This window comes from Flavobacterium maritimum (genome assembly GCF_040049085.1).
Lineage (GTDB): Bacteria > Bacteroidota > Bacteroidia > Flavobacteriales > Flavobacteriaceae > Flavobacterium > Flavobacterium maritimum.
Genome location: NZ_JBDLZY010000006.1, coordinates 275,423 through 300,942, shown reverse-complemented (window position 1 = coordinate 300,942; position 25,520 = coordinate 275,423). Strand labels below are relative to the sequence as shown.

The window sequence follows — 25,520 nt, the reverse complement described above, 5'->3', positions numbered from 1 at the left end:
GCAATTCCATGCATAAAGATGATAACAAATGTCTAATCATTTATCATTTACAAAATGTATAAACACAACAACAAACCACGTTTGGAGCAATCCAAACGCCCTATTCTTTGGGCAAAAAGAAAAATTATGCTAATTATTACCGCCTTTATGATCGGAATGTCAAACGGAATGAATGTGGGACATCATACGATTAATGGAAATCAAAATCACACAGAACAACATAAAAAAGATTGATTTCATTAGCTGTAAATACGCTAAACGAAGTATTTTAAAAACGAGAACAACATTAAAAGTCGGGTTACTCTTAGTAGTCTCCCGACTTTATAAGTATTCCAATAGGCAACGAATATGGCTTATAAAGTATACTCTTAAAGGGAAAACTAAACTCAAACAGAAACCAATGCAATTACCTCATCTCCAACACGCACACTTCCTTCTTTGGGGCCAATCAAATTTTGTCCAAACAACACATTATTTCCTGCTTTCTTGTATTTTGACAAAGTAAGTAAAGGATCTTTTCCTGAAATCACCCCTTTTTCTTGATCTACCGTTGTCATTATACATCTTGCGCAAGGCTTTACTCCAAAAAAAGTCAATCCTCCAATTGTGAATTCCTTCCAAGATTCCTCTTCATAAGCTTTACCGCCGGTAAAAACAAAATTTGGTCTAAACCGATTCATCGGTAGCGATTCTTTTAGACGGGAATTCAAATCATCTAATGACGATTGACCAATCAATAAAAAAGGATATCCATCTGAAAAAGAATTAATATCGTTTTCCGTAACTGCATATTCAGTCGCTACTTTTCGATGACTTTCATCCGGCATATAAACCAATCGAACAGGAAATCCAACGTATTGTGTAAACCAACGGGAAATATCCGGACTTACTTCATGAGCCTGAATCGTATCATCCCAAACAGTCACATTTATTTTTGCCACAGATTCAGAAAAAGATTGATGGAGTGGAATTTTAATCGTTGCCACTTTTTCCCGATGCGTAATAGTCAAGAAATCGCCTTCGATTTCGGGTTGAAAAAGCGCCAATTTTGGGTATTCCCGCTGCGTCAGAAACAATCCGTTTTCATCAACTAATAACCATCGACGGTCGTGTTCCAAACCGCGATCCGTAACTTGAGCTTGTTGGAGTTTAATTCCTCCCAATGATTTTACAGGATAAATCCAGATTTCTGAAAGTTGCAACATAGCGCTATATTTTTTTCAAAACTACAAAAAACCCAGCTCCGCAAAGTATTAATCCAAAGAATAAATTTATCATATACACTGCCCAAACATCTGTGACTTTGTACCCGCAATAATGAGCAAATACAATCGTAAGAGTAAAATGTTACCGACAGATAGGATTCAACACAAAGTCGGGAGACTTTGCCTTTACTTTGAAATAGATAAAAAAAGCCTCGAAAAATAATTTTCGAGGCTTTTAAAGTTTGCTATTTATAAATGTAGCCCGTAGCGGAATCGAACCGCTCTTACATGGATGAAAACCATGCGTCCTAACCGATAGACGAACGGGCCCTGCTTTTTTATTGCGGCTGCAAAAATAGCACTATTTTTGAGCTGCACAATAGCAAAATCAAAAGCCTTCAAATAAAAACAGTCTGTATTAAACTTGCAAATTGCAATCAATTCATTATCAACATCTACCAAAATAAGTGTGTTTTTTAAACAATCTGAGTTTTTTTTTAGAATTAACTTAATAATTCAAATTCACGCCAAAACCCATCCCCATATCACTATCATAATGGGTTGTAATTCCAACATTTTTCTTAATGATATAGCGCAAACCCGCCATGTATTCTTTATCCGTATTCCACATTAAATTCATCCGCAATCTTTTAGAAACCGGAATATCCATGCGTTCGAATTGCAATCTGAAATTCCCATCGGTAAAAACCTCCGCTTGTGCTTTGATGAGCATCGGCAAAGTATATTCGATTCCCGCACTGAAAACCGCCCGATTATCTTTAGTATTGGTTTGACCAAAAAGATTTTCTTCCATGTCTCCCTCTTCCATTTTCCTGTACCTCCAGTCGAAACCAATAAACGGCATAATCCACTGCATTTTTCCAAGATACCTTCCAATGTGTGTTTCCGTCTCGTAACCATGATGACCATTATATCCCAAACGCCATTCTGCTCCAATACTCCAACGTGTATTTCCCAGCATTGCCATCCCGTCGTTTCCATTGGTTGCAAAATCATTCTCTGCCATCAAATGAAAAGCTCTGTCATCTGCAAACAATTTGCGTCGCGCTAATTTCGGATTCGGAATCTCTGGATTCACAGGAGAATTTTCATAACTGAAAACCCTTCCCATTCCAGCCATCATGTGATACAAAATATGACAATGAAAAAACCAGTCACCGCTTGCATTTGCATGAAACTCCAGTGTATCCGTTTCCATTGGCATAATATCAATCGTATTTTTTAATGGTGCATAATCCCCTTGCCCGTTAATTACGCGAAAGTCATGTCCATGCAAATGCATGGGATGTCTCATCATAGAGCCATTACGCAAAATGATACGTACATTTTCGCCTTTTTTTATTAAAATCTTATCCGTTTCCGAAACCACTTTATTATCCAAACTCCAAACATAGCGGTTCATATTTCCCGATAATTCAAACCGTAATTCTTTTATAGGGGCGTCTTTTGGCAATGTTGTTTTTGTTGGTGATTTGAGCATCGCATAATTCAAGGTAACGATATCAGCATTTGCATTGTGACTTTCATGCTCATCTCCCTTTTGATTACTTCCTGTAATTTCAGGATACATTACCGTATTCATATCCATTTGGTTGAGCGACATCTGCATTCCCATATCATCCAAATCCCCATTCATCTTCATCATGCTGTTCATCATTTTCATGCCTTCAAAATAGTTCAACTTAGGCAGTGGCTTCATCAATTGCTTAGCACCATCGCCTAAATACAGTGATACCGATTTCGTCCTGTCCTCTGAAGTAACTAAAAATTCATACGCACTTTTGTCCTCTGGAATGGTTACAACCACATCGTAAGTTTCGGAGACAGGAACAATTAATCGATCGACTTCTACCTCTTCGACATCATTACCGTCATTGGCAACAACTGTAATTTTTCCACCCGCATAGGTCAACCAGAAATAGGTTGATGCACCCCCATTTGAAATTCTTAATCTGACTTTATCTCCCGACTTAAAATTCGGGGCCATTAATTCCTTTTTCCCATTGATTAAAAATGTGTCATAATAGACATCACTTACGTCCATCGCATTCATCCGCTTCCATTCATTGGTCAGTTTGGTTTTAAAATGTCCCTCTTTTATAGCTTCTGTATAACTTTGGGTTGAACCTTTTTGAATAGCAAACCAGTCCGTTGCATTGTGCAGCATCCGATGTACATTTTTAGGATTCCTATCCGTCCACTCACTCAAAATAACGGGAATCGTCGGCAAATCATCTATTCCCTTTCTAAAAGTTGGATTATCTGCTTTTTTATTTAAAATCATAGAACCGTACATTCCAATTTGTTCCTGCAAACCCGTATGACTATGATACCAATGTGTTCCGTTTTGAATAATCGGAAAAGTATATTTATGGGTTGTATGCGGCTTGATTGGCATTTGCGTAAGATTAGGAACACCATCGTATTGGTTAGGCAAAAATATCCCATGCCAATGCAAAGAGGTATCTTCATTCAATTCATTATGCACATAAATCTCAGCGATATCCCCTTCGGTAAAAGTAAGTGTAGGCATCGGAATTTGTCCATTCACGGCAATCGCCCTTTTGGGTTTACCCGTAAAATTCACAATGGTATCTTTTACATACAGATCGTAGCGCACGACTTTTTGCGCCTCAGCCTGTAAGGTAAAAAACAAGATTATGATTATTGATTTGAGTTTCATTTTATAGTTTTAAATTTCGCAATCGCAATGCATTTGCAATTACCGAAACAGAGCTGAAGCTCATAGCCAAAGCAGCAATCATTGGCGAAAGCAAAATCCCAAAAACAGGATATAAAACACCCGCAGCAATTGGAATACCCAAGACATTGTAAAAGAAAGCAAAAAACAAATTTTGTTTGATATTTTTCATCACGGCATGACTCAAATTTTTAGCTTTCACTATTCCTTGTAAATCGCCTTTTACCAAAGTGATTTTAGCACTTTCAATCGCAACATCGGTTCCGGTTCCCATTGCAATTCCAATATCAGCTTGCGCCAATGCCGGAGCATCGTTTATTCCGTCACCGGCCATGGCAACAATTTTCCCTTCAGCTTGCAGCCGTTGAATTTCTTTGAGTTTATCTTCGGGTAAACAACCGGCTTTATAGGAACTTAAGTTCAAACTTGATGCAACTGCTTTTGCGGTATTTTCATTGTCACCGGTAAGCATGATCACTTCAACTCCTTGACGCATCAATTCTTTTATAGCTTCTAAACTTGTTGTTTTTATAGCATCCGATATAGAGACAAATCCCAAGGCAACTCCATTAACAGCAATGTAAGAAACTGTTTTCCCGAGTTTTTGCTCTGCTATAATCTTATTCTCTAACACTTCAGAAACAACTGCATTCACTTGCTCCATTAATTTTTTATTGCCGAGTGCAACTTTGTCATTGTTTACAGTCCCAACAACTCCTTTACCGGCAACAGCTTCAAAATCTTTGACTTCAATTAATGAAACATTCTTTGCTTTCGCAAAATTAACTACGGCCTGTGCCAAAGGATGTTCACTATACTGATTTAAGGAAGCTATTTTTTGCAATAGAGAATCGTCTTCGTTTTCTAAGGAGAATACTTTTTCAACGGATGGCTTTCCTTCGGTGATGGTTCCTGTTTTATCAGTAATCAAAACATTCACTTTATTCATCCCTTCCAATGCTTCGGCGTTTTTTATCAAAACTCCCGATTGGGCGCCTTTACCGACACCTACCATTACCGACATAGGAGTGGCTAATCCCAATGCACAGGGACAGGCAATAATCAATACCGCAATAGCATTAATGAAACCATAAACCATTGCCGGCTCCGGACCGAATTTTGCCCATACAAAAAACGTTACAACAGAAGTAAAAACTACAATAGGTACAAAATATTTAGCAATTTTATCCGCCAGTTTCTGAATAGGTGCTTTAGACCTGCTGGCATTGTTTACCATTTGTATAATTTGCGAAAGCAAGGTTTCCGAACCTACTTTCTCTGCAATCATCACAAAGGATTTATTTCCGTTTATAGTTCCCGAACTAATGCTGTCCCCTATTTTTTTATCAACAGGAATAGGTTCACCAGTAATCATCGATTCATCTATTGTACTTTGTCCATCCGTTATTTTTCCATCGACCGGAATTTTATCTCCTGGTTTTACCCGCAGCAAATCTCCCTTTTTGATGTCGTGAATAGATATCACTTTGTCTTTTCCATCAACAACCAAGGTCGCTTCGGTTGGTGCTAACTTCAATAATTCTTTGATGGCGCCACTGGTTTGGCTATGCGCTCTGGCTTCGAGTAACTGACCTAACAAAACCAAGGTCAATATGACTGTTGCCGCTTCAAAATAGAGACCTATCGTTCCATGGCTCGTTCTGAATTCATCAGGAAAAACATCAGGAAAAAACATTCCGAAAATACTAAACAAAAAAGCGATACCGGTTCCAATCCCGATAAGCGTAAACATATTGAGATTCCAGGTAATTACAGATTTCCAGGCACGAACAAAAAACATCCAGCCAGCATAGAAAACTACCGGAAGAGATAGCAGTAACTGCACCCAATTCCATTTCTCTATATCCATTACTTTCAATAATGGATTGTTATGCATCATTTCAATCATGGCAATTAAGAAAACTGGAACTGTGCAGAAAAGGGCTATTTTCATTTTTCGCCACAAATCTTTGTATACCTTATTTTCTTCGGTATCCGTTGGCTCCATAGGCACCAGATCCATTCCGCAAATGGGACAGGAACCGGGACCTTCTTTGATTACCTCGGGATGCATCGGACAGGTGTACATTACTTTTGCGACGCTCAATTCGGGGACTTTTTCCAAATTCATTCCGCATACCGGACAACTTCCCGGTTTATCATATACCTTTTCTCCTTCACAATGCATGGGACAATAGTATTTGCCATGAGCACTGCTCGGCATTACAATGGCTGTTTTATGATTATGAGCGGGATTCCCACAACATGACTTCGCAATTGGTTCACCCACTGCTTCATTTGCATCAGCAGCATTGCTATTTGTTATTGTATATTTTCCAATGGCTGTTAGTGCCTCCTGCAATTGAGCAGTTGGAATATGGTTTTCCATTGTTAAAACGGCCATTGGCGGCTGTAACGAAACATTTGCTTCAACCCCATCAACGGCATTTAATGTTTTTTCGACCTTAGAACGACATCCGTCACAACTCATTCCGGTTATTGTATATTTATGTTTCATAAATGCATAATTCATTTTGTAGCGGTCACATATGGTATCGCTCTATATTTATTGGTGTCTGTTTGCAACAAACAAGTTGTTAGTGGTGATTTCATAAATTAAAAATCGGTTCTATAAAATTTACGGAACCGATTTAAATACATGATTAATGTTTGTGATTTTCTTCTTTTTTGACCGAATCTTTTGGAGTCATCGCCATTCCGCATTTAGGGCATTTACCGGGTTTATCGCTCATTTCTTTTGGATGCATCGGACAAGAATAGGTCATCTTTCCAGCTTCTTTCATTGGAGTTCCGCATTTAGGGCATTTGCCAGGTTTATCTGAAGTTTGTCCATCATTTACACAAACATATTTAGTAACAACTTTTTTACTGGCCTGACTTCCTTTAACTGCATGGTTATACTTTACTTCCGTTGTTTTAACCATTTTCATCCCACACTTGCCACATTCCCCTTCTTTACTACTCATTTCTTTTGGATGCATCGGACAGGTGTACATTGTTTTTTCACCTTCTTTTTGAGTAGGCTTTGTTGTTTCCTGTGCTAAAACCATTGTATTTACTGCTAAGAATACGCTTAGTACGATAAGTATTTTTTTCATTTTTTTATTAATTTAAATATTAAAACTAAAACTTCATTTTAATGACTCAAAGGTACAATACCTCTATTTTTTGGGTATTGTATAATTTTGTAAATGATTTGTAAAATTTATAAACCATCAATTTGTAGCCTCCTGTTTTCCTTCAATCTTTTGAAATGAGTAGGAGCAAAACCAGTTATTTTTTTAAACTGATTACTCAAATGTGCCACATCGCTATAATTTAATTTAATTGCAATCTCACTCAATGTTAACTCGTCATATAGCAACAACTCTTTTACCTTTTCAATTTTCTGTGAAATAAAATAATGTTCAATTGTTGCTCCATGAACATCCGAAAATAAATTACTCAATGTGTTATAATCCTGCAGAAATTGCTCAGACAAATAGTTTGACAAATTCGTTTTTAATTCTATATCCTGATGATGAACCAAGTCAACAATGAGGCATTTAATTCTTTCGACCGTTATAGTGGTTTTATCCTCTAACAATTCAAACCCGAGCAATTGTAACTTTTTTTCAAAATCTTGTTTCTCATTTCCTTTGAAATCTTCTGCTAATTCCACTTCTCCCAATTCCACTGAAACAGGAAAAATTCCCATATTTTCTAATTCGGATTTCACAACCATTTTACAACGATCGCATACCATATTTTTAATATAGAGCTTCATACTTATTGTATCTTTTCTATTGTTTTACCACAACTTAACATTTGTGATCCATAATATGGATTTTTGATAGCACTCTCTTTACTTAACCAATTGGCTCCTTTGCCCCCATTAACCATCGGACAATTATTATAATACACCGGCTCGGCTAATTTTGATACTTTTATTAAGGAGTACATATTTTTTGAAAGCCTTGAGAAATAATCCCGTTGGCGCTTTATGTCTTCTGTTTCAGAAATACGCCCGGCATCTTCTTTCAACTCCTTCATCACTTTCATCCAAACTAAATGTTCCTCTGTTTTCAAAGTTTCCATTTTTACCCCATTTAATGATGATGACAAGTCTTTCGCCATTGCAGCAGCTTTTTTGCCATCACTTTTCACTAAGGCGTCTTTCAACATAAAATAATTATCAAAAACTGCTTTCAGTTGTGAAACTTCTTGCGCTACATTCATCGATGAATGATCCGATATTTCTGTTTCTGTATTTTTTGTTTTTGCATTGCAGGAAGTGAATGATAACAATATTGTAAATGCTATCATCATTATTTTTAATCTTGTTTCCATTGTTTAAATAAATTTTAATTAATCGTATACAATTATGAAATAGCAGATATGTTACTAAGATCAAATTGTAATTAACGATAAAATGTGTTTTTAAAGTGCGCTTATATACTCTAAATAAGACCCTTTTATGGCTGTCAAAAAAACAATTTACCCTATTTTAGGAATAGTCCAAATGGAAAGAAACCCTGAAGAAACAGTGTTTACTGAAAAATGAAATCTTTGTTTCTCAGACCAAACGAAGATTGGTTTTAAATCGGAATTAAAAGGAGAAACTATTCCGAAATGAGTTGTCGAAAAGCTACAAGTTGAGTGATTGCATTTTCCATTACAACTGTTGTTCTTTTTATTTTTTGAATGATTGTCTTTATTACAATTGGCATCTTCCGAAGAAGATTTTTTACTGCAACAAGATTTTTCGGTTTGAGTACCACATGCAACTACTTTATTTGGCACTATAAGAGCGCCAAATAAAACAAGAAGCAATATATAAACCTGTTTGATCATTTTTAATACTTTCAAAAGGATAAAGATACAAAAAGAACGATTTTACTTTAGTTATAAAACTGTTAATTGGAAATTACGGATAGTTGTTTTTTAATTTTTCTCACCAATTATTCCATACAAAATAGACTGTAAAATGGACAAGATAACACTAAAAAGTAAGGCAGTCCAGAAAGAATCTACCACAAATCCACCCACAATTTTTGTACACAGTAATATAATCAAGGCATTAATAACTAATAAAAACAGACCGAAAGTCACTATCGTAAAAGGCAAAGTAAGCAATACCATTATGGGCTTTATAAATATATTTAACAACCCCAGAACCATGGCAACTATAATAGAAGTTGTAAATCCATCAACATGAACTCCGGGCATAAAGTTAGATATAAGCAAAACCAAAGCGGCAGTAAGAAGAATTCTAATTAATAATTTCATAAGTATCTGATTTTTAAAATTTATTAAATGTAGTAAAAAATCTAATAATTTTTAATTTGTCTTTAAAAAAGAACTACTCAACTGATAAAACATTGTTGGGTTTTCGGCATGAAGCCAATGTCCAACATTAGGAATCGTCTCCAAAGTCGCATTAGGGAAATGACGTTTGATATTTTCGAAATCGCTGTCTAAAATATAATTGGATTTTCCGCCTCGGATAAAAAGTGTCGGTTTTTCAGAAATTAAATCGGCCGCCAATTGTTTTCCGATTTGGTCAATTTTTTTATTGAAAACGTCCAAATTAAATCGGAACGCCAATTGTCCTGGTTCTTTCCAATACAAATTTTTCATCAGAAATTGTCTAGTTCCAAAATCTGAAATATAGGACGACAAAATTTCTTCGACTTCGTTGCGGCTGGGTTTTTTTGAAAAATCAACAGCATTTAATCCTGCAAGAATATCTTGATGATGGGGAGCATAAAACTTGGGCCCAATATCAGCTACAATCACTTTATCTATCAATTCCGGATGCATGGTTGCGAAAAGCATTGCTACTTTTCCTCCCATAGAATGTCCTATAATATTAATTTTTTCTAATTTATGGAACTGGCAGTATTCAAATACATCCTGAGCCATTAATTCATAACTAAATTCATCCGACTGAAAACTTCGGCCATGATTGCGTAAATCGAGTAAATGAACCTGAAAACCATCGGACGCAAATTGTGCACCCAGAGTTTTCCAATTGTCGGACATGCCTAGAAATCCGTGAATAATTAAAAGCGGTTTGCCTGAACCTTCTATTTTTGAATAAAGCATGAAGTTGTTGTGTTTGGAGCGTAAGGGATAGCAGTGAAAAGCCCGGAACAAAACGGAATAAATGGAGTTTTGTGAGGACTTGTAACGCATAGCCCGACCCTTGTGGTTACGCCCTAATTATTTTAATTTTTGCAAATACATGTTGATTACATTTTCCAAACCTAAATAAATAGCTTCTGAAATAAGCGCATGTCCAATCGAAACTTCCAACAATCCTGGAATATTTTGATTGAAAAACTGAATATTATCGAGACTTAAATCGTGTCCGGCATTGATTCCCAATTCAAGTTCATTGGCTAAAATTGCTGACTCAACGTAGGGTCCAATCCCTTTTTTATTGCCCAAACCATATTGATGCGCATAAGATTCCGTATACAATTCAATTCTGTCGGTGCCTATTTTTTTTGCTCCTTCAATCATTTCGAGAACCGGATCAACAAAAATGGAAGTGCGAATACCATTTCTTTGGAACTCCTGAACAATTTCGGTTAAATAATCTGCGTGCTTAATTGTATTCCAACCCGCATTTGATGTGATTGCATCAACTGCATCCGGAACAAGGGTTACTTGTGTCGGTTTGATTTCGAGAACTAAATCCATGAAACTTTTCTCTGGATTTCCTTCGATATTATACTCGGTGTAAACAATGGCTTTTAGATCACGGGCATCCTGATAGCGAATATGACGTTCATCAGGTCTGGGATGAATGGTGATTCCTTGTCCGCCAAATTTTTGAATATCGGTTGCTACTTTTAACAAATCGGGAACATTTCCTCCGCGAGCATTTCGCAAAGTTGCAATTTTATTGATATTTACACTTAACTTTGTCATATAAACTGATATTGATTTTCGAAAAACTATTTTATTGAGACAAAAATACAAAGTAAAACTTAGGAGTTTTTGCCTTTTTTTGATTATTTTGCATGAAATATTGAGGATTGATTTATGACAGAGATTGCGAACTATATTACCAATGATTTTAGAGCCATTGACAGCCAGGAAACTATCGCCGCTGCTCAAGACTTTCTTATTGATCTGAACTTTTCACATTTTCCTGTTGTTGAAGAGGGAATCTATATTGGAAGCATTGCTACCGATGATTTAGAAACTTTTGACGGAGATAAAAAAGTTGGCGATTATAAATATACGCTTGAACATTTTTTCGCCCGAACAAATTTAATTTGGTTGGACGTTTTAGAAGTTTTTGCAAAAAACCAAACCAATATAGTTCCTGTTTTAGATGAAAACAATAAATATGTAGGGTATTACGAAATAGCCGACATTATGAAATTTTTTCATGAAACTCCATTTCTAAAAGAACCGGGAGGAATAATTATTATAAAAAAAGCCATTTTAGATTATTCGATGAGCCAAATTACCCAAATTATAGAAAGCAATAATGGGAAAGTTTTAGGTTTATTTGTTTCGGATTCTGATGTCGAAAGCATCGAAATCACAATTAAAGTAAGTTTGGGCGCCATGAATGAAATAATCCAAACTTTCAGAAGGTATAATTATGAGATTGTATCGGAACATCACGAAGACAATTACATTAATAATTTAAAGGAACGTTCCGATTATTTGGACAAATACCTAAACATCTAGTTTAATCGTTGTTTCATTGGAACAGACAAACTATTAGACCGCTAATCAATAAACCACAGATGAAAGTAGCTATATACGGGCAGTATTATCTTGTAAGCACAGAACCAATTATAAAAGATATTTTTGTTTTTTTTACTAAGAACAATGTTGAGATGATTATTGAGGCAGAATTTCTAAAAATGCTAAATGAGAAAGGAATCATCCACGAAGAATACAAAACATTCTCATCACACACAGAACTCAATGGCAGTTTTGACATGCTCATAAGCATCGGTGGTGACGGAACAATTTTAAGAGCTGCTACGCTAGTTCGAGATTCAGGAGTCCCAATTTTAGGAATAAATGCAGGCCGATTAGGATTCTTAGCTACGGTTCAAAAAGAAAATATTGAAGAATTCATGCAGTTCATAATAGAGAAAAAATTCACAATCTCAGAACGTTCATTATTGAGTTTGTCTTGTTCTCCCGAAAACGAAGCTTTTGACGACATCAATTTTGCCATGAATGAAATCTCAGTCAGTCGAAAAGATACCACCTCAATGATTACGATAGAAACCTATCTAAACGATGAATTTTTAAATTCCTATTGGGCTGACGGTCTTATCGTATCCACTCCAACAGGATCTACCGGTTATTCTCTTAGTTGCGGTGGCCCTATTTTGACACCGGATGTAAAAAGTTTAGTTATAACTCCCATCGCTCCCCACAATCTAAATGCCAGACCGCTCGTAATTCCTGACGAAACAGAAATTCGACTCCGTGTTTCCGGTAGAGATGACCAATATTTAGTTTCGTTGGATTCCAGAATTGCTTCCGTAAAGAATGAATCAATATTGATTGTTAAAAAAACCCCTTTTCACATCAATATGGTCGAAATCCCAGAAGAAACATTCCTAAAAACACTCCGAAACAAATTACTTTGGGGAGAAGACAAAAGAAACTAGATTAATATTTAAATTCATTCTATACGATTCCCCCTCTTTTTCCCGTTTTGCTATTATTAAATCCCATTTAACCTAAATCAGGGAGACCCATTATTCAAAAAACATCACATTTAGCCTAATGGGCATTGATTGGTATTGATAATTATTATATTTGCACGCAATTCTCTGTAAAATGAATAAAATTTTTAATTTATTATTATGTTTATTCCCATTAATGACCCTCAATGCTCAAATCCATGAGTTCGGTGTCTTTCTTGGAGGAAGTAACTATATTGGAGATGTTGGATCAACCACTTATATTGCACCAAACGAGCCGGCACTGGGAATACTTTACAAATGGAATAAAAGTCCGAGACATGCTTATCGGTTTTCTTATACCCAATCAAAAATATCAGCGAACGACCTTGATTCTAAAGAAGCCGGAAGATACCTAAGAGGATATCAGTTTGAAAACAACATAAAAGAACTCGCCGCCGGTCTTGAATTTAATTTTTTCGAATTTAATCTTCATGAATCAAAAAATAAAACTACTCCTTATGTATTTTCAGGATTAAGCTATGTGCACTACGATAGTTTGTATATTGAAAATGGAGTAACAAAGTCAGATTCTAATCATGGAACTGTTGCAATCCCAATGATTGTGGGAATAAAATCAAACATTACCCCCAATTTTATTATAGGATTAGAAGTTGGAGCCCGATATACTTTTGCAGATGATATCGACGGAAGTAACCCAACGAATGATAATTTAGAGAACTTACGATTTGGAAACTTAAATAATAATGACTGGTATGTTTTTTCAGGTCTTACCCTAACGTACACCTTTGGAAACACACCTTGTTATTGCGCAGAATAAAAAATGGATTTACTAAATACTATAGACACGACCAAATTACCTAAACATCTGGCCATTATTATGGATGGCAATGGTCGTTGGGCCAAACAAAAAGGCTTTTTGAGAGCCTTTGGTCACGAAAACGGAACAAAATCTGTAAAAAAAATCATCGAAGCAAGTGCTAAATTAGGAATAGAATACCTTACACTGTACGCATTCTCAACCGAAAACTGGAACAGACCAAAACTCGAAGTTGAAACCTTAATGCGAGTACTAATCAACTCTTTAAAAAAGGAACTTACCACACTGGAAAACAATAACATCAAATTGAATGCTATCGGTAATTTAGAAAAATTGCCAAAATCAGCGCAAAAAGAGCTTCAAGATGTTATGAATAAAACCAAAAACAATACCCGATTAACCCTAACCCTAGCCTTAAGTTATGGTTCAAGGGAAGAAATTGTAAATGTTGTCAGAAACATCAGTAATAAAGTTAAAAATAATATAATTTCAATAGAGTCTATTGACGATTCAATTATAAATGAGCATCTTTACACGCAAAATTTACCGGATGTAGATTTATTAATACGAACCAGTGGAGAACATAGAATAAGTAATTTTCTGCTATGGCAAATTGCCTATGCAGAATTATATTTTACTGACATCTTGTGGCCAGACTTTAAAGAACAAGATTTATATGAGGCTATCGTTAGTTATCAAAAAAGAGAACGTAGATTTGGAAAAACAAGTGAACAAATTAAATAATTTTTTAGTGTTACATAAAAGCATAAAAATAGTCCTTACCCTATTGATTTTTGGAAGTTTTTCTCAAATTAAAGCCCAAGACAGAGTTCCTTTCGACCAAGGAAAAAAATACATCCTTGCCAACGTAGACGTTATTGGCAAAATAAGTTTCAACACACAAACTGTTATTACTTTTTCAGGTCTTGAAAAAGGTCAGGAAATCACTATTCCCGGAGAACAAATAAGTAACGCAATCAAGAAACTTGGTAAACTTGGCCTTTTCAATGAAATTTCATTTTATGTAAACAAGGTAGAGAATGACAGTATTTATCTGGATTTAAATCTGGAAGAATTACCTAAATTAAACGAGGTGAAATTTGTTGGCGTTAAGAAAAGCAAAGTAGAGGGCTTAATAAAGGACAACAACCTTACCAAAAATAAAGTAGTAAACGAAAATCTAATTACTACTACCAAAAATTACATCGAAAATAAATACAAGAAAGACGGTTTTTACAACACCAAAGTCAACATCAACACCGTTGTCGACACTTCAACTGTAAATCAGGTAAATATGCTTGTTACCGTTGATAAGGGTACAAAAGTAAAAATTGACAATATTGATTTTGAGGGGAATGTAAAACTCACTGATGAAAACCTGAGAAGTGCAATGAAAGACACTAAACAGAAGAATTTCTTCCGTGTACTAAAAGCCTCCAAATTCATTAAAGACAAATACAAAACTGATTTAGAAAAAGTAGTTGAAGCTTACAAAGAAAAAGGATACAGAGACGCAGTAGTTCTTTCAGATTCTGTAGCTTACAACAAAGAAAAAAACTCTTTAGCAATCAAAATAAAGGTTAATGAAGGAAACAGATACTATTTTGGCGACATTAAATTCTTAGGTAATACGGTATATTCCGATGAAGGTTTAGGCAGAGTTCTAGGTGTTAAAAAAGGTGACATTTACAATGGCGTTTTATTAGAAAAAAGAATCGCTGATAAATCAAAACCAGATGGTGAAGACATCACTAATTTATATCAAAACAATGGTTATTTATTTTCTAACATTAATGCCGTTGAGGTAAAAACAGCCAACGACACCATCGATTTTGAAATTAGAGTTACCGAAGGTCCAATAGCTTATTTCAACAAAATTACCGTAGTTGGAAACGACAAAACAAACGATCATGTCATCTACAGAGAGTTAAGAACAAAACCAGGCGAAAAATATAGCAAAGAAGAGTTGGTAAGAACTATCCGTGAGATCGGTCAGCTAGGATTTTTTGATCCTGAGGCAATTGATCCAAAATTCAAAAATGTGGACGCAGGTGCAGGAACCGTTGATATAGAATACAATTTAGTAGAAAAAGGCTCCAGTCAAATAGAACTTCAGGGTGGTTACGGTGGAGGCGGTTTCATCGGTACCTTAGGATTGTCCTTTAACAATTTTTCGGCCAGAAATATGTTTAACAAAGAAGCTTATAAACCGCTACCAATGGGAGACGGTCAAAAAGTGTCTTTACGATTACAAGCCAGTACCTATTTTCAAACCTATAGTTTATCATTTTCAGAACCATGGTTTGGAGGAAAGAAACCGGTACAATTCAGCTCATCTCTATCCTACAGTCAGCAATATGAAAACAATTATGTGACTCAAAAAGTGGATAAAAGTAAAAGCTTTAACATCTTGACTATATCGGCAGGACTAGCTAAAAGACTTACTGTGCCAGATGATTATTTTGTATTATCACAATCCGTGAGTTACCAACATTATGACTTACACAACTATTATACGGGATTATTTTCATTTGGAGATGGAGCTTCAAGAAACTTAGCTTATACGGTAGGATTAACAAGAAGCAATAAAGGAGTTAATCCAATTTTCCCAACATACGGTTCTGAGTTTAATGTAACGGCAAAATTAACACCTCCATATTCTTTGATGAATGGAGTTGATTATGCAGACCTGGAAAATCAAGAGGAATATAAATACGTTTATAAAGGATCCACATACACCGGATCCAATGGAGTTCAAGTAAACGCAGGCGATTATTTAGAAGCTGTTCCAACTTCTTCAAATCCATACCCAAATAGTGTTGCTAACTATCAGGATGCTGCAGCAGATCCAGCTTTAGTAGACCAAAAGAAGTTCAACTGGCTAGAATATTACAAAATTAAATTCAAAGCAGACTGGTATACAAAAATTTATGGTAAATTAGTACTCCGAACTTTATCAGAATTTGGATTCATGGGTGCCTATAATCAAGACAGAGGTATTGTTCCTTTTGAGAGATTCTATTTAGGAGGAGATGGATTAGCGAATTATTCTATGGATGGAAGGGAAACAATCCAATTAAGAGGATATCCAAATAATTCTTTGACTCCGGTAAACACTTCGGGAGAACCAATTGGAGCCACTGTATTCAACAAATTCTCATTAGAAATGCGCTATCCAATAACATTAAAAGCATCAGCATCGATTTATGCGTTAACATTTTTAGAGGCAGGTTCATCTTTTGACACTTTAAAAAATTACAACCCATTTTCATTAAATCGCTCTGCAGGAGCTGGCTTACGTGTATTTATGCCTGCCTTTGGATTATTGGGAATTGATTTCGGTTATGGATTTGATGGATTACCAACAGGACCAAATACGAAATCATCAACTCCAAATGGTTGGGAAACCCACTTTATCATTGGGCAACAGTTTTAAAATTTGAAACAAATTTTTCTAATACATTAAAGTTATGAGAAAACAATTTTTATTTCTATTTTTAGCCGCCATTACAGGAACTATAACCCAGGCACAAACAAGGGGAACCAAAGTTGGTTATATTGATATGGAATACATTTTAGAGAATGTACCCGATTATAAAGAAGCCCAAACCCAGTTAGATCAAAAGGCACAAAAATGGAAACAAGAAATTGAAACTAAAAAAAATGAAATAGATAAACTGAAAGAGGCTTTAAAAGCAGAAAGTCCCTTACTGACTAAAGAACTTATTGATGAAAGGGAAACTGAAATCAAGTTTCTTGAAAACGAAAGATTGGACTATCAGCAAAAAAGGTTTGGTGCCTACGGTGATTTAATCACCCAGAAATCAGCTTTGGCAAAACCAATCCAAGACCAAATATTTACAGCCGTTCAAGATATTGCAGAAACTAAAAAATATGATTTCATATTTGATAAATCTTCGGATTTCACCATGCTTTTTGCAGCAAAAAGATTTGACATTAGCGATCAGGTACTACGTATTTTAAACCGCACCGAAAAAAGGGAACAGCTATCTAAGAAACAATTAAAAGAAGAAGAGGCGAAGGAAAATGCAGAAGATGCAATAGATGAAAACCCTGCATTGGCAGAGAGACAAAAAGCTTTAGATGCAAAGAAAGCAGCCAGAGACCTAATCCTTGAAGAAAGAAAATTGCTTCAGGAACAAAAGAAAAAAGAATTTGAAGACAGAAGAAAGCAACTGTTAGCAGAAAGAGAAGCTAAAAAAAATGGCACGGTTTCTGCCACTGCAAAAACGACAGAGGATTCTAAAACAACAACTCCGACAACAGCGACTCCAGAAAGTGATTCTGTAAAAACGGCTTCAGAACAAGCAAAAAAAGAACAAGCTGACGCAAGAGCGAAAACACTTGAGGAACGAAAAAGAGTCATAGAAGAACGTAAAAAAGCATTAGAGGAGAAAAAGAAAAAAACGCTCGAAGAAAGAGAAGCTCTTAAAAAAGCAAACGAAGAAAAATTAAAAGAAGAAAAGTTAAAAGAAGAACAATTAAAGCAAGATACTAAACAATAATTAATTAATAAATATTTTAAACACGATGAAACAAATCAAAACTTTACTAATTGCTGCAATACTTGTTTTCGGAGCATCTCAAACTATTACTGCTCAAGCAAAAACAGCTCACGTTGACGTAAGTGAAATTATGTCAAAAATGCCAGCAATGTTAGATGCTCAAAAACAACTGGAAAAATTGAGCACTACTTATGATGCCGATTATAAAAAAATGGTTGAAGAATACCAAGCAAAACTAAAAAAATACGAAGCTGAGGCTACAACTGTTACAGACGCAGTAAACGGAGAACGTTCTAAAGAAGTTCAAGACATGCAAAAAAGAATCGTTGACTTTAGAGACAATGCTCAAAAAGAATTACAACAAAAAGAATCTGATATCGTAAAACCATTAATGGAAAAAGTTAGAGCTTCTATTCAAAAAGTAGGAAAAGCAAAAGGATTCCAATATGTTCTTGATGGTTCAAGTCTTTTACTTGCAGATGGTCCAAACTTGACTGCTGATGTAAAAAAAGATTTAGGTTTTTAATATAAAACTACCTTAAAAAAAACTGCTCATCCCAAATTCAGGATAGAGCAGTTTTTTTTTGCCATATTATAATTTTTTAGGATATTTAATCTCTAGCACGTAACTTTGTTACTATGAACAACAATCAACCTATAGGAATTTTCGACTCCGGCATTGGGGGAACATCGATTTGGAAAGAAATCCATCAACTCCTTCCCAATGAAAAAACCATCTACCTGGCCGACAGCAGGAATGCTCCTTACGGTCAAAAATCAAAACAAGAGATTATTGATTTAAGCATGAAAAACACTGATTTTCTGCTTAAGATGAATTGCAAACTGATCGTCATAGCCTGTAATACGGCGACCACAAATGCAATACAGGAATTAAGATCTAAATACAGCGTCCCTTTTATCGGTATCGAACCGGCAATCAAACCTGCTGCCACTAATTCCAGAACTCAAATAATAGGAATTCTTGCCACACAAGGAACATTAAACAGTGAATTATTTAATAAAACCACTGAAATGTTTCATGACACAAAAATCATTGAACAGGTAGGCCACGGACTGGTAACACTAATTGAAAGTGGACAAATCAATTCACCTGAAATGTCAAAATTGCTTCACTCCTATCTAACTCCAATGATAGAAGCAAACATAGATTACCTTGTTTTAGGATGCAGCCATTATCCTTATCTGATTCCGCAAATAAAAAAAATACTTCCTCCACATATCCAGATTATCGATTCTGGTCAAGCCGTTGCCAAACAAACTCAAAACATCTTAAGAGATCAGGTGGGTTTTTCAACAGCCGAAGAAAGTACTCCTATTTTTTATACTAATTCAGATCCGAAAGTATTATCCGAAATTTTAGAAAACAAATACAAAATAGAAGAAATAGATTTCTGATTTACTCTATCTTACGTTTAACGAACCAGATTCCATCCAAGCACAAATTAAGAGATAACTTATGATAGTTTTCCTTGATGAGACTGTTGCTGATTCTTCCTTTTTGCCCGTATGAATAGGTAACATTTAATGCCGAAAATGTATTTTCAATTGGAAGCGAAAGACCTACTGAGATTGATTTATTATCAAGCCTCTTATTATCAATTTCAAGATAACCAGTATCATAATTTAGACCTGCAGCATACTGAATTCGGTCAAAATAACTTCTATATGCTTTTTGTTTTTTAAAAGAAAAACCTAAAGCAAACTTATCCTGATTGACAAAAGTTCCATATAATTCAGACTGATTAGTATTTTCCCACAATGCTTTTTCATAATCAAAAGTAAGATTTAAATTGTTTTTAAAAACCTTGCTGAATCCAATTCCAAATTCTGAAGGCATATAATAATCATCCGTCTCTGACTGAAGTTCGGATTCAACAACTATAGTGGTAGAAGTATTCACAGAACTAACCGTTTGTTCTTTCGTAGCACGAACTCTTGTTGGTGATTTTAACTTCATTCCTACCGTAAAAGTAGAATCAACCTTAAACTGAGCACCAAGAACAGGCCTTATCCCGCTATAATATGTTTTTTTAAAGATATTAGTAACGGAACTGGAAATCGTATAACTTCGATCATCTGTAGTGTTTCCAAAAAGAAAAGAAGTCGAAAGTCCCAAAGCTAATTTATTATTGACACGATAACCATAAGAAACATCAAAGTCATTTAATCCTCCAGAACCAGTAACATCCAAAACATAGCTTTCCTGACTATCTTGAATTGGCATAGTCAAATTAGATATTTTAAAAGTTGAACTCGAATAGGGTTTTAAAGCCATACTAAAAGCCGATTTCGCTGTTATAGGAAAAGCAAATGCTATATGGGAAAACTGAAAATTCTTCCTGCTTTCTTTTTTGGAATCATCTTCATAGCTTGTTAAAATAGATTTACCACCCACATCAAACAAAAAATGATTCCTGTACATAAACGCTAAAGAAGCCGGATTTAAATTGTTGATGAATCGATCCGAAGGTAAAGCCATCCCCGATGAACCAATAGCGGGAAGTAATCCAAAATCAGACTCATATAAACTCCCTAAACCGTAAAGAGAATAAGGGGAACTGGAAATACTTTGTGAGAAGGAAGCGATCGACATAAAGACTAGCAAACCTGTAACTATTATTTTATTTTTCATTTAATAAGTAATGTAATAAATTTTCAATTGCACTTTATTTCCAGCATTTTTCTGGTCTCCCAAGACAAGTCTGTCGACCGCCTTCGAAATACTTGGTAGCGTAAGAATTAAAGAGTACTTCGTGTCCGACTGTTTTACCATTTCACTTTGCAAAAAAGATCCAAGAGGAATTTTGTACCCCACATTTTCATTAAATTCATCTGTTGCTTTATTCAGTGTCGCATAAATTACATTCCCTTCAGAATTGTATAATGATCCTTTAATTCTATTTAATTTATCACTGACAAAAACCTGTAAAGAGTCCACCAAAGGATAAGTGTCCGAATAGGAATTATTAACTGGTCTTACTATTAATTCAGCATCTACAATTGCTCCTTTTTCAGCAATGTATTTCAACTGCTTGATATTTGGAAAATCAATGCGACAGGCCATTCCGGTTCCTGATTGAATAAAAGCTTTATTTTCGGTTTGTAAACTTGATAATTTACTGGTAGAAACAGGTAAATCTTGAATGATTGTACCAGTTCTGTCCAACGATATATTATTGAATTGTTTGGTGGCATCCAAAATCGAAAAATTCTTTACCAAAGATGTTTCGGACTCGTCCTGATATTTGGAATAATACAACCGAACTACACTAGACGAATTAAACCCAATTACTGAAGAAGAACCTCCCGAAGTAGATTTCAGTACAAACCCTTTCAAATATGCTGTGAACTCATCCAGATTTGTTAACTCCCGCTTTTTTAACTTTAAAAAAAGATCACTCCCAAAATCATTAGACATCTTTATATTAATAGAATCCCTCCCCCTGGGATACGGTACATAACTGATGTCTCCCAAACTTTGCGCATCATAACTCAAAGTAGAGTTATTGTAAAAATTGACATTATCCTCATCGTCAGAAACTGCCTTTACATTTTGAGTCAACCGATGAATACTCAAAGACTGAACTTTTGTAGTATCTCCATAAAAATAATTATCGTATTTCAGAATCATGGCAATAGAGTCGAAAACATAATTGGTTGCATCCGTATCAGAGCTTAAATTATAAAGCGCATAGTTTCCGGTTGACAGTTGAAAATAACTGTCTGATTTGACTTTTCCAAAAATCGGATCATCGTAATTCCCAACCAAAATTCTGCTTTTATTAGAGGTAACCAAAGAATCAAAATTAATTGTCCCAACTTCAACAGTGACAGTATCAATTAAAATCACCTTATTATTAACAGCTAAATAATCGGCTCCAACAACAAACTCACCCGCATCAGCATCCGAATTGCACGAGATTAAACCCAAACCAAAAAAGAACACTAAGAATCTCTTGTACATAAATATTTTTTTGGACAAATATATAAGACCCCTTTTAAGAAGGCATAATAACATATACCGTCATCCCTATTTCATCTATAAAAAGCAATAAAACATCTATGATTAGCATTCGGGTCGAGATTACTGATTCACCCCAATTATTTGCCATTCTGTCTATATAAACAGGTCACTTATATATCTTCTTTTTTTAAAATAAACAGGACTTATACTTTTGGACCAATAAACAAATAATGAGAATAAAGACTTTAACAGCAATTCTGTTTATGATACCAATTTATAGTGCCTTAGGTCAAAATGGCTTTTCCCTCGAATTGAATATCAAAACAGCACCTACAGAAGAAATAACCATAAATGAGACTGGGTTTGGACTTAGCGTTTTTGGGAATATAAATACTAAAACTAAAATAACAAACACATTCAAATACAGTAAAACTGATGTTAATTATCAAATAGAAAATTATGGTTTACAAAATAATCTGAATCAGTATAACAGTTTCGAAAACACTTTTGAACTATCACATCAGCTTAGCGAGAAAACAAAATTGAATTTTGAAATGACACCCACCTTCAATTATGAAAACACTATTGACTTTGAAGACCTCTCTATTTTAGGCAATCTGGGCATCAGTCATGAACTAAATACCAAAAACAAAATTAACATTGGAATAGGAAGAACAACTGTTTTTGGCAAACCTGAAATCCTGCCCTCTTTTTCTTTCTATCATCAAATTAATGGAGACTCATACATGGAAATTGGTTTTCCAAACTCAAAAATATCCTACTCAAATAATATTCGAAATAAATTCAGCATAACAAACAGCTTTAATGGAAAATATTACAATTTAGATTACCCACGAACTATAGACTATTACAATACAGCCTCAAAAGCAAGCTTTTCACAAATGACTTCATTACTAGAATACGAAAGAAACATGGATACGAACTGGTTCGTCACTTTAAAAGGAGGATACGATTTTAATAAAAAATATACATTAGAAAACAGTGATGGAACTACAAATTTTGATTTCAACATAAATAACGGCTACATCTTAAATATTGGCATAAAATACAAATATTAATAAACACACTACATTATGAATCGTTTCAAAAAAGGAATATTATTCGCAACACTTATTATCGGTCTAATATCTGTTAGCTGCAGCAATGAAGAAGATGAAGAAATCCTAGGAAACTGGGTGAAAAAATCTTCATTTGATGGACCTGCCAGATCCAGCGCAACCTCCTTTGTGATTGGCACCTATGCATATGTGACAACTGGCTATACAGGTGATGAATATCTAAAAGATCTTTGGGCCTACAACTCGACGGGTGACTATTGGGAACAAAAAGCCGATTTTACAGGTGTAAAAAGAAGTTCTGCTTCGGGATTTGAATTAAATGGTAAAGGTTATGTGGGTCTTGGTTACGACGGAACAAATAAATTAAAAGATTTTTACGAATACAATCCAAGCACCAATACTTGGGAGCAAAAAGCTGATTTTGTTGGTACAGCACGCTATTCTGCAGTTGGATTTCAGGTGGGAGGCAAAGCCTATTTTGGTACAGGTTATGACGGAAACTATCTGAAAGATTTTTACCAATACAATCAAACCGAAAACACATGGACACTAGTGAACGGTTTTAGCGGAAATAAAAGACGAAATGCAACTGTATTTATAATTGATGACAAAGCGTATTTAGGAACCGGAATCAATAGCGGTACTTACCAGGTTGACTTTTGGGAATTTGATCCTGCAACTGATGTTTGGACCAGAAAAAGAGATTTAGACGATGATGAAGATGACCACGATAATTACTTAATTGCCCGTTCAAATGCATCGAGCTTCTCTATAAATGGTCTGGGTTATGTTGCCTGTGGGGAAAGTTCAAAAACGATCTGGGAATACAATCCAGCAACAGATATCTGGGAAGAAAAAACACCATTAGAAGGGTCTGCAAGAACAGATGCAATAGGATTTTCAATCAATGAAAGAGGTTTTGTTATGCTTGGAAGAACAGGAACTGCCTACTTTGACGATTCATGGGAATTTAAACCTTTAGAAGAACAAGATGACGATGATAACTAATATCAAAACCAAATTCTTCTGGACAACCCTCCAGAAGAATTTTTCTTTTCGAATAGCCAAGAATACTTTATTACTTTTGTTGGGACTGGTACTAATTATTGGCTGCAATAAAAATAATAACCTCACGATTCACTCTTTCAAAACCCCTACCGGATGGGGTTATGTTATAGTTCATCAAGAAAAGATAATTATAAAACAAACAATCATACCCGTTATTAGCGAATTAAAAAGCTTTAAAACTAAAAATGACGCTCTGAAAGTCGGAAACCTAGTATTACAAAGACTGAACGATGATTTGTCTCCAACAGTAACCAAAAAGGATTTAATTGCATTAAATATAAAAACATAAATGAACTTTGCTCCATTGAGAAATAACAATTCCAACAAAATACTATTTCATGGTATTATTTGGGGTTTCTTCGTTATTACATCTTTAATCCAATTTTATGAAAGTCCGTTTCGAATCAACGCTGATTTTTATATACAATGGCTTACCGGAATCATTTTGTTTTATTTCAATTTCTACTATCTGGTACCTGCTCTGCTTTTACAAAAAAAATACTGGCCTTATTTTGTTGTTCTGATTGTGCTCATTATTATTTTTATGATTATTCGTGTTCAATATTTCATACCAGAATTCCGAGAAATGAGACCCCCAAGAATGATGGGTCCTTCAGGGAACGAAATAATACGAAATCCTCTTTTTAAGAAAAAACAACCTTTTTATTTTAAAATAGCGGGCTCTTTTTTCTATGTTTTAATCGCTGCTGTCAGCACTATTATTCGAACATTATCCGAATTTTATAACAATGAGCAAAACAAATTAATTGCTGAAACCCATAGAACAAATACCGAATTAATTTATTTAAGAAAACAGACCAATCCTCATTTTTTATTCAATTCACTCAATAGTATTTATTCATTGGCACATAAAAAATCAGATCTGGTTCCAGACGCCATAGTAACTTTGTCTGAATTAATGCGGTATATGCTTTATGAAACTGACAATAAATTTGTTTTACTGGAAAAAGAGATTAATTACATTCAAAACTACATTGAGCTGCAAAAATTGCGATTGAACAATATTGAAAATATCACCATCAATATTCATGGTGAAACAAAAAATAAATTCATTGAGCCCTTGCTATTAATTTCATTCATTGAGAATGCCTTCAAATATGGTACGGATTATAAAGGAGCGGCTTACGTCAAAATAAAAATAACCATAGAAAATAACATTCTCGATTTCTGGGTTGAGAATAAAGTAGAAAACCAAACAAAAGACCCAGAAAATTCCGGGATTGGGATGACAAATATAGAAAATCGTCTGGCCCTTCTTTACCCGAATGCACATAAACTGACAATAACAGAAGAAAACCAATTCTATAAAGTTCATTTGAATTTAGAACTGGACGGGCTCCAGACAACCATTCATTAAAATCGTCTTTTAATATCCCAGAAAGAAAAAATAAAAAATGTCCC

Annotated in this window: 25 protein-coding genes and 1 tRNA gene; 13 read left to right on the top strand and 13 right to left on the bottom strand. The window is 34.9% G+C overall.

What is annotated here, in order from left to right:
• The first annotated feature begins 54 nt into the window (after positions 1-54).
• Positions 55-234, top strand: coding sequence for a hypothetical protein (locus ABEB23_RS14585; RefSeq protein ID WP_348813343.1), 180 nt, complete (start codon positions 55-57; stop codon positions 232-234).
• 152 nt (positions 235-386) lie between these two features.
• Here ABEB23_RS14585 and ABEB23_RS14580 read toward each other — a convergent pair whose 3' ends face one another.
• From ABEB23_RS14580 to ABEB23_RS14530, 11 genes are all read right to left on the bottom strand, one after another.
• Positions 387-1,205, bottom strand: coding sequence for an MOSC domain-containing protein (locus tag ABEB23_RS14580; protein ID WP_348813342.1), 819 nt, complete (start codon positions 1,203-1,205; stop codon positions 387-389).
• A gap of 258 nt (positions 1,206-1,463) precedes the next feature.
• Positions 1,464-1,535: transfer RNA gene (locus ABEB23_RS14575), tRNA-Glu, on the bottom strand.
• Between the two features lie 178 nt (positions 1,536-1,713).
• The gene (locus ABEB23_RS14570; protein ID WP_348813341.1) at positions 1,714-3,909 is read right to left on the bottom strand and encodes a multicopper oxidase domain-containing protein; all 2,196 of its coding nucleotides are present in this window, start codon (positions 3,907-3,909) and stop codon (positions 1,714-1,716) included.
• Position 3,910: 1 nt separating this feature from the next.
• A complete protein-coding gene (locus tag ABEB23_RS14565) occupies positions 3,911-6,445 on the bottom strand; it encodes a heavy metal translocating P-type ATPase (protein WP_348813340.1) in 2,535 nt (844 codons plus the stop codon).
• 145 nt (positions 6,446-6,590) lie between these two features.
• Complete coding sequence (locus ABEB23_RS14560; RefSeq protein ID WP_348813339.1) at positions 6,591-7,046, bottom strand: heavy metal-binding domain-containing protein; 456 nt, start codon at positions 7,044-7,046, stop codon at positions 6,591-6,593.
• 107 nt (positions 7,047-7,153) lie between these two features.
• Complete coding sequence (locus tag ABEB23_RS14555; protein WP_348813338.1) at positions 7,154-7,714, bottom strand: helix-turn-helix domain-containing protein; 561 nt, start codon at positions 7,712-7,714, stop codon at positions 7,154-7,156.
• Positions 7,715-7,716: 2 nt separating this feature from the next.
• The gene (locus ABEB23_RS14550; protein WP_348813337.1) at positions 7,717-8,277 is read right to left on the bottom strand and encodes a DUF3347 domain-containing protein; all 561 of its coding nucleotides are present in this window, start codon (positions 8,275-8,277) and stop codon (positions 7,717-7,719) included.
• A gap of 147 nt (positions 8,278-8,424) precedes the next feature.
• Entirely contained in the window at positions 8,425-8,781 is a 357-nt protein-coding gene (locus ABEB23_RS14545) for a hypothetical protein (RefSeq protein WP_348813336.1), read from the bottom strand.
• Between the two features lie 90 nt (positions 8,782-8,871).
• Positions 8,872-9,216, bottom strand: a complete 345-nt coding sequence (locus tag ABEB23_RS14540) for a phage holin family protein (protein WP_348813335.1) — start codon at positions 9,214-9,216, stop codon at positions 8,872-8,874.
• 51 nt (positions 9,217-9,267) lie between these two features.
• Positions 9,268-10,035 (bottom strand): alpha/beta fold hydrolase, encoded by a 768-nt coding sequence (locus ABEB23_RS14535; protein WP_348813334.1) that lies wholly within the window; start codon positions 10,033-10,035, stop codon positions 9,268-9,270.
• Positions 10,036-10,152: 117 nt separating this feature from the next.
• Positions 10,153-10,866, bottom strand: a complete 714-nt coding sequence (locus ABEB23_RS14530; protein ID WP_348813333.1) for a pyridoxine 5'-phosphate synthase — start codon at positions 10,864-10,866, stop codon at positions 10,153-10,155.
• Between the two features lie 114 nt (positions 10,867-10,980).
• Here ABEB23_RS14530 and ABEB23_RS14525 point away from each other — a divergent pair, with 114 nt between their 5' ends.
• The 8 genes from ABEB23_RS14525 (at position 10,981) to murI (ending at position 19,382) form a co-directional block, all read left to right on the top strand.
• Positions 10,981-11,640, top strand: coding sequence for a CBS domain-containing protein (locus ABEB23_RS14525; protein WP_348813332.1), 660 nt, complete (start codon positions 10,981-10,983; stop codon positions 11,638-11,640).
• Positions 11,641-11,699: 59 nt separating this feature from the next.
• Positions 11,700-12,584, top strand: a complete 885-nt coding sequence (locus tag ABEB23_RS14520; RefSeq protein ID WP_348813331.1) for an NAD kinase — start codon at positions 11,700-11,702, stop codon at positions 12,582-12,584.
• A gap of 172 nt (positions 12,585-12,756) precedes the next feature.
• Positions 12,757-13,440, top strand: a complete 684-nt coding sequence (gene porG, locus ABEB23_RS14515; protein WP_348813330.1) for a type IX secretion system protein PorG — start codon at positions 12,757-12,759, stop codon at positions 13,438-13,440.
• A 3-nt stretch (positions 13,441-13,443) separates the two neighbouring features.
• Positions 13,444-14,184, top strand: coding sequence for an undecaprenyl pyrophosphate synthase (gene uppS, locus ABEB23_RS14510; protein ID WP_348813329.1), 741 nt, complete (start codon positions 13,444-13,446; stop codon positions 14,182-14,184).
• Complete coding sequence (locus tag ABEB23_RS14505; protein ID WP_348813328.1) at positions 14,117-16,876, top strand: BamA/OMP85 family outer membrane protein; 2,760 nt, start codon at positions 14,117-14,119, stop codon at positions 16,874-16,876. Before uppS ends, ABEB23_RS14505 begins: the two co-directional genes overlap by 68 nt.
• A 34-nt stretch (positions 16,877-16,910) precedes the next feature.
• On the top strand, positions 16,911-17,966 hold the full coding sequence (locus tag ABEB23_RS14500) for an OmpH/Skp family outer membrane protein (RefSeq protein WP_348813327.1): 1,056 nt from the start codon (positions 16,911-16,913) through the stop codon (positions 17,964-17,966).
• Positions 17,967-17,991: 25 nt separating this feature from the next.
• The gene (locus ABEB23_RS14495; protein ID WP_348813326.1) at positions 17,992-18,492 is read left to right on the top strand and encodes an OmpH/Skp family outer membrane protein; all 501 of its coding nucleotides are present in this window, start codon (positions 17,992-17,994) and stop codon (positions 18,490-18,492) included.
• 113 nt (positions 18,493-18,605) lie between these two features.
• Positions 18,606-19,382, top strand: coding sequence for a glutamate racemase (gene murI / locus ABEB23_RS14490; RefSeq protein WP_348813325.1), 777 nt, complete (start codon positions 18,606-18,608; stop codon positions 19,380-19,382).
• Position 19,383: 1 nt separating this feature from the next.
• Here murI and bamG read toward each other — a convergent pair whose 3' ends face one another.
• Positions 19,384-20,619 carry a BamG family beta-barrel-assembly machinery protein gene (bamG, locus tag ABEB23_RS14485; RefSeq protein ID WP_348813324.1) on the bottom strand — a complete coding sequence of 412 codons (1,236 nt, stop codon included), beginning with the start codon at positions 20,617-20,619 and terminating at the stop codon, positions 19,384-19,386.
• The gene (locus tag ABEB23_RS14480) at positions 20,620-21,951 is read right to left on the bottom strand and encodes a DUF4270 family protein (protein ID WP_348813323.1); all 1,332 of its coding nucleotides are present in this window, start codon (positions 21,949-21,951) and stop codon (positions 20,620-20,622) included. It abuts the gene before it with no gap.
• A gap of 263 nt (positions 21,952-22,214) precedes the next feature.
• Between ABEB23_RS14480 and ABEB23_RS14475 the strand changes: the two genes are divergently transcribed.
• The 4 genes from ABEB23_RS14475 to ABEB23_RS14460 are packed head-to-tail and all read left to right on the top strand — an operon-like array spanning position 22,215 to position 25,476.
• Entirely contained in the window at positions 22,215-23,030 is an 816-nt protein-coding gene (locus ABEB23_RS14475) for a DUF6268 family outer membrane beta-barrel protein (protein WP_348813322.1), read from the top strand.
• Positions 23,031-23,045: 15 nt separating this feature from the next.
• Positions 23,046-24,038, top strand: coding sequence for a Kelch repeat-containing protein (locus ABEB23_RS14470; protein ID WP_348813321.1), 993 nt, complete (start codon positions 23,046-23,048; stop codon positions 24,036-24,038).
• Complete coding sequence (locus ABEB23_RS14465) at positions 24,028-24,387, top strand: DUF4907 domain-containing protein (RefSeq protein WP_348813320.1); 360 nt, start codon at positions 24,028-24,030, stop codon at positions 24,385-24,387. Before ABEB23_RS14470 ends, ABEB23_RS14465 begins: the two co-directional genes overlap by 11 nt.
• On the top strand, positions 24,388-25,476 hold the full coding sequence (locus ABEB23_RS14460; protein ID WP_348813319.1) for a sensor histidine kinase: 1,089 nt from the start codon (positions 24,388-24,390) through the stop codon (positions 25,474-25,476).
• Positions 25,477-25,520 lie beyond the last annotated feature (44 nt).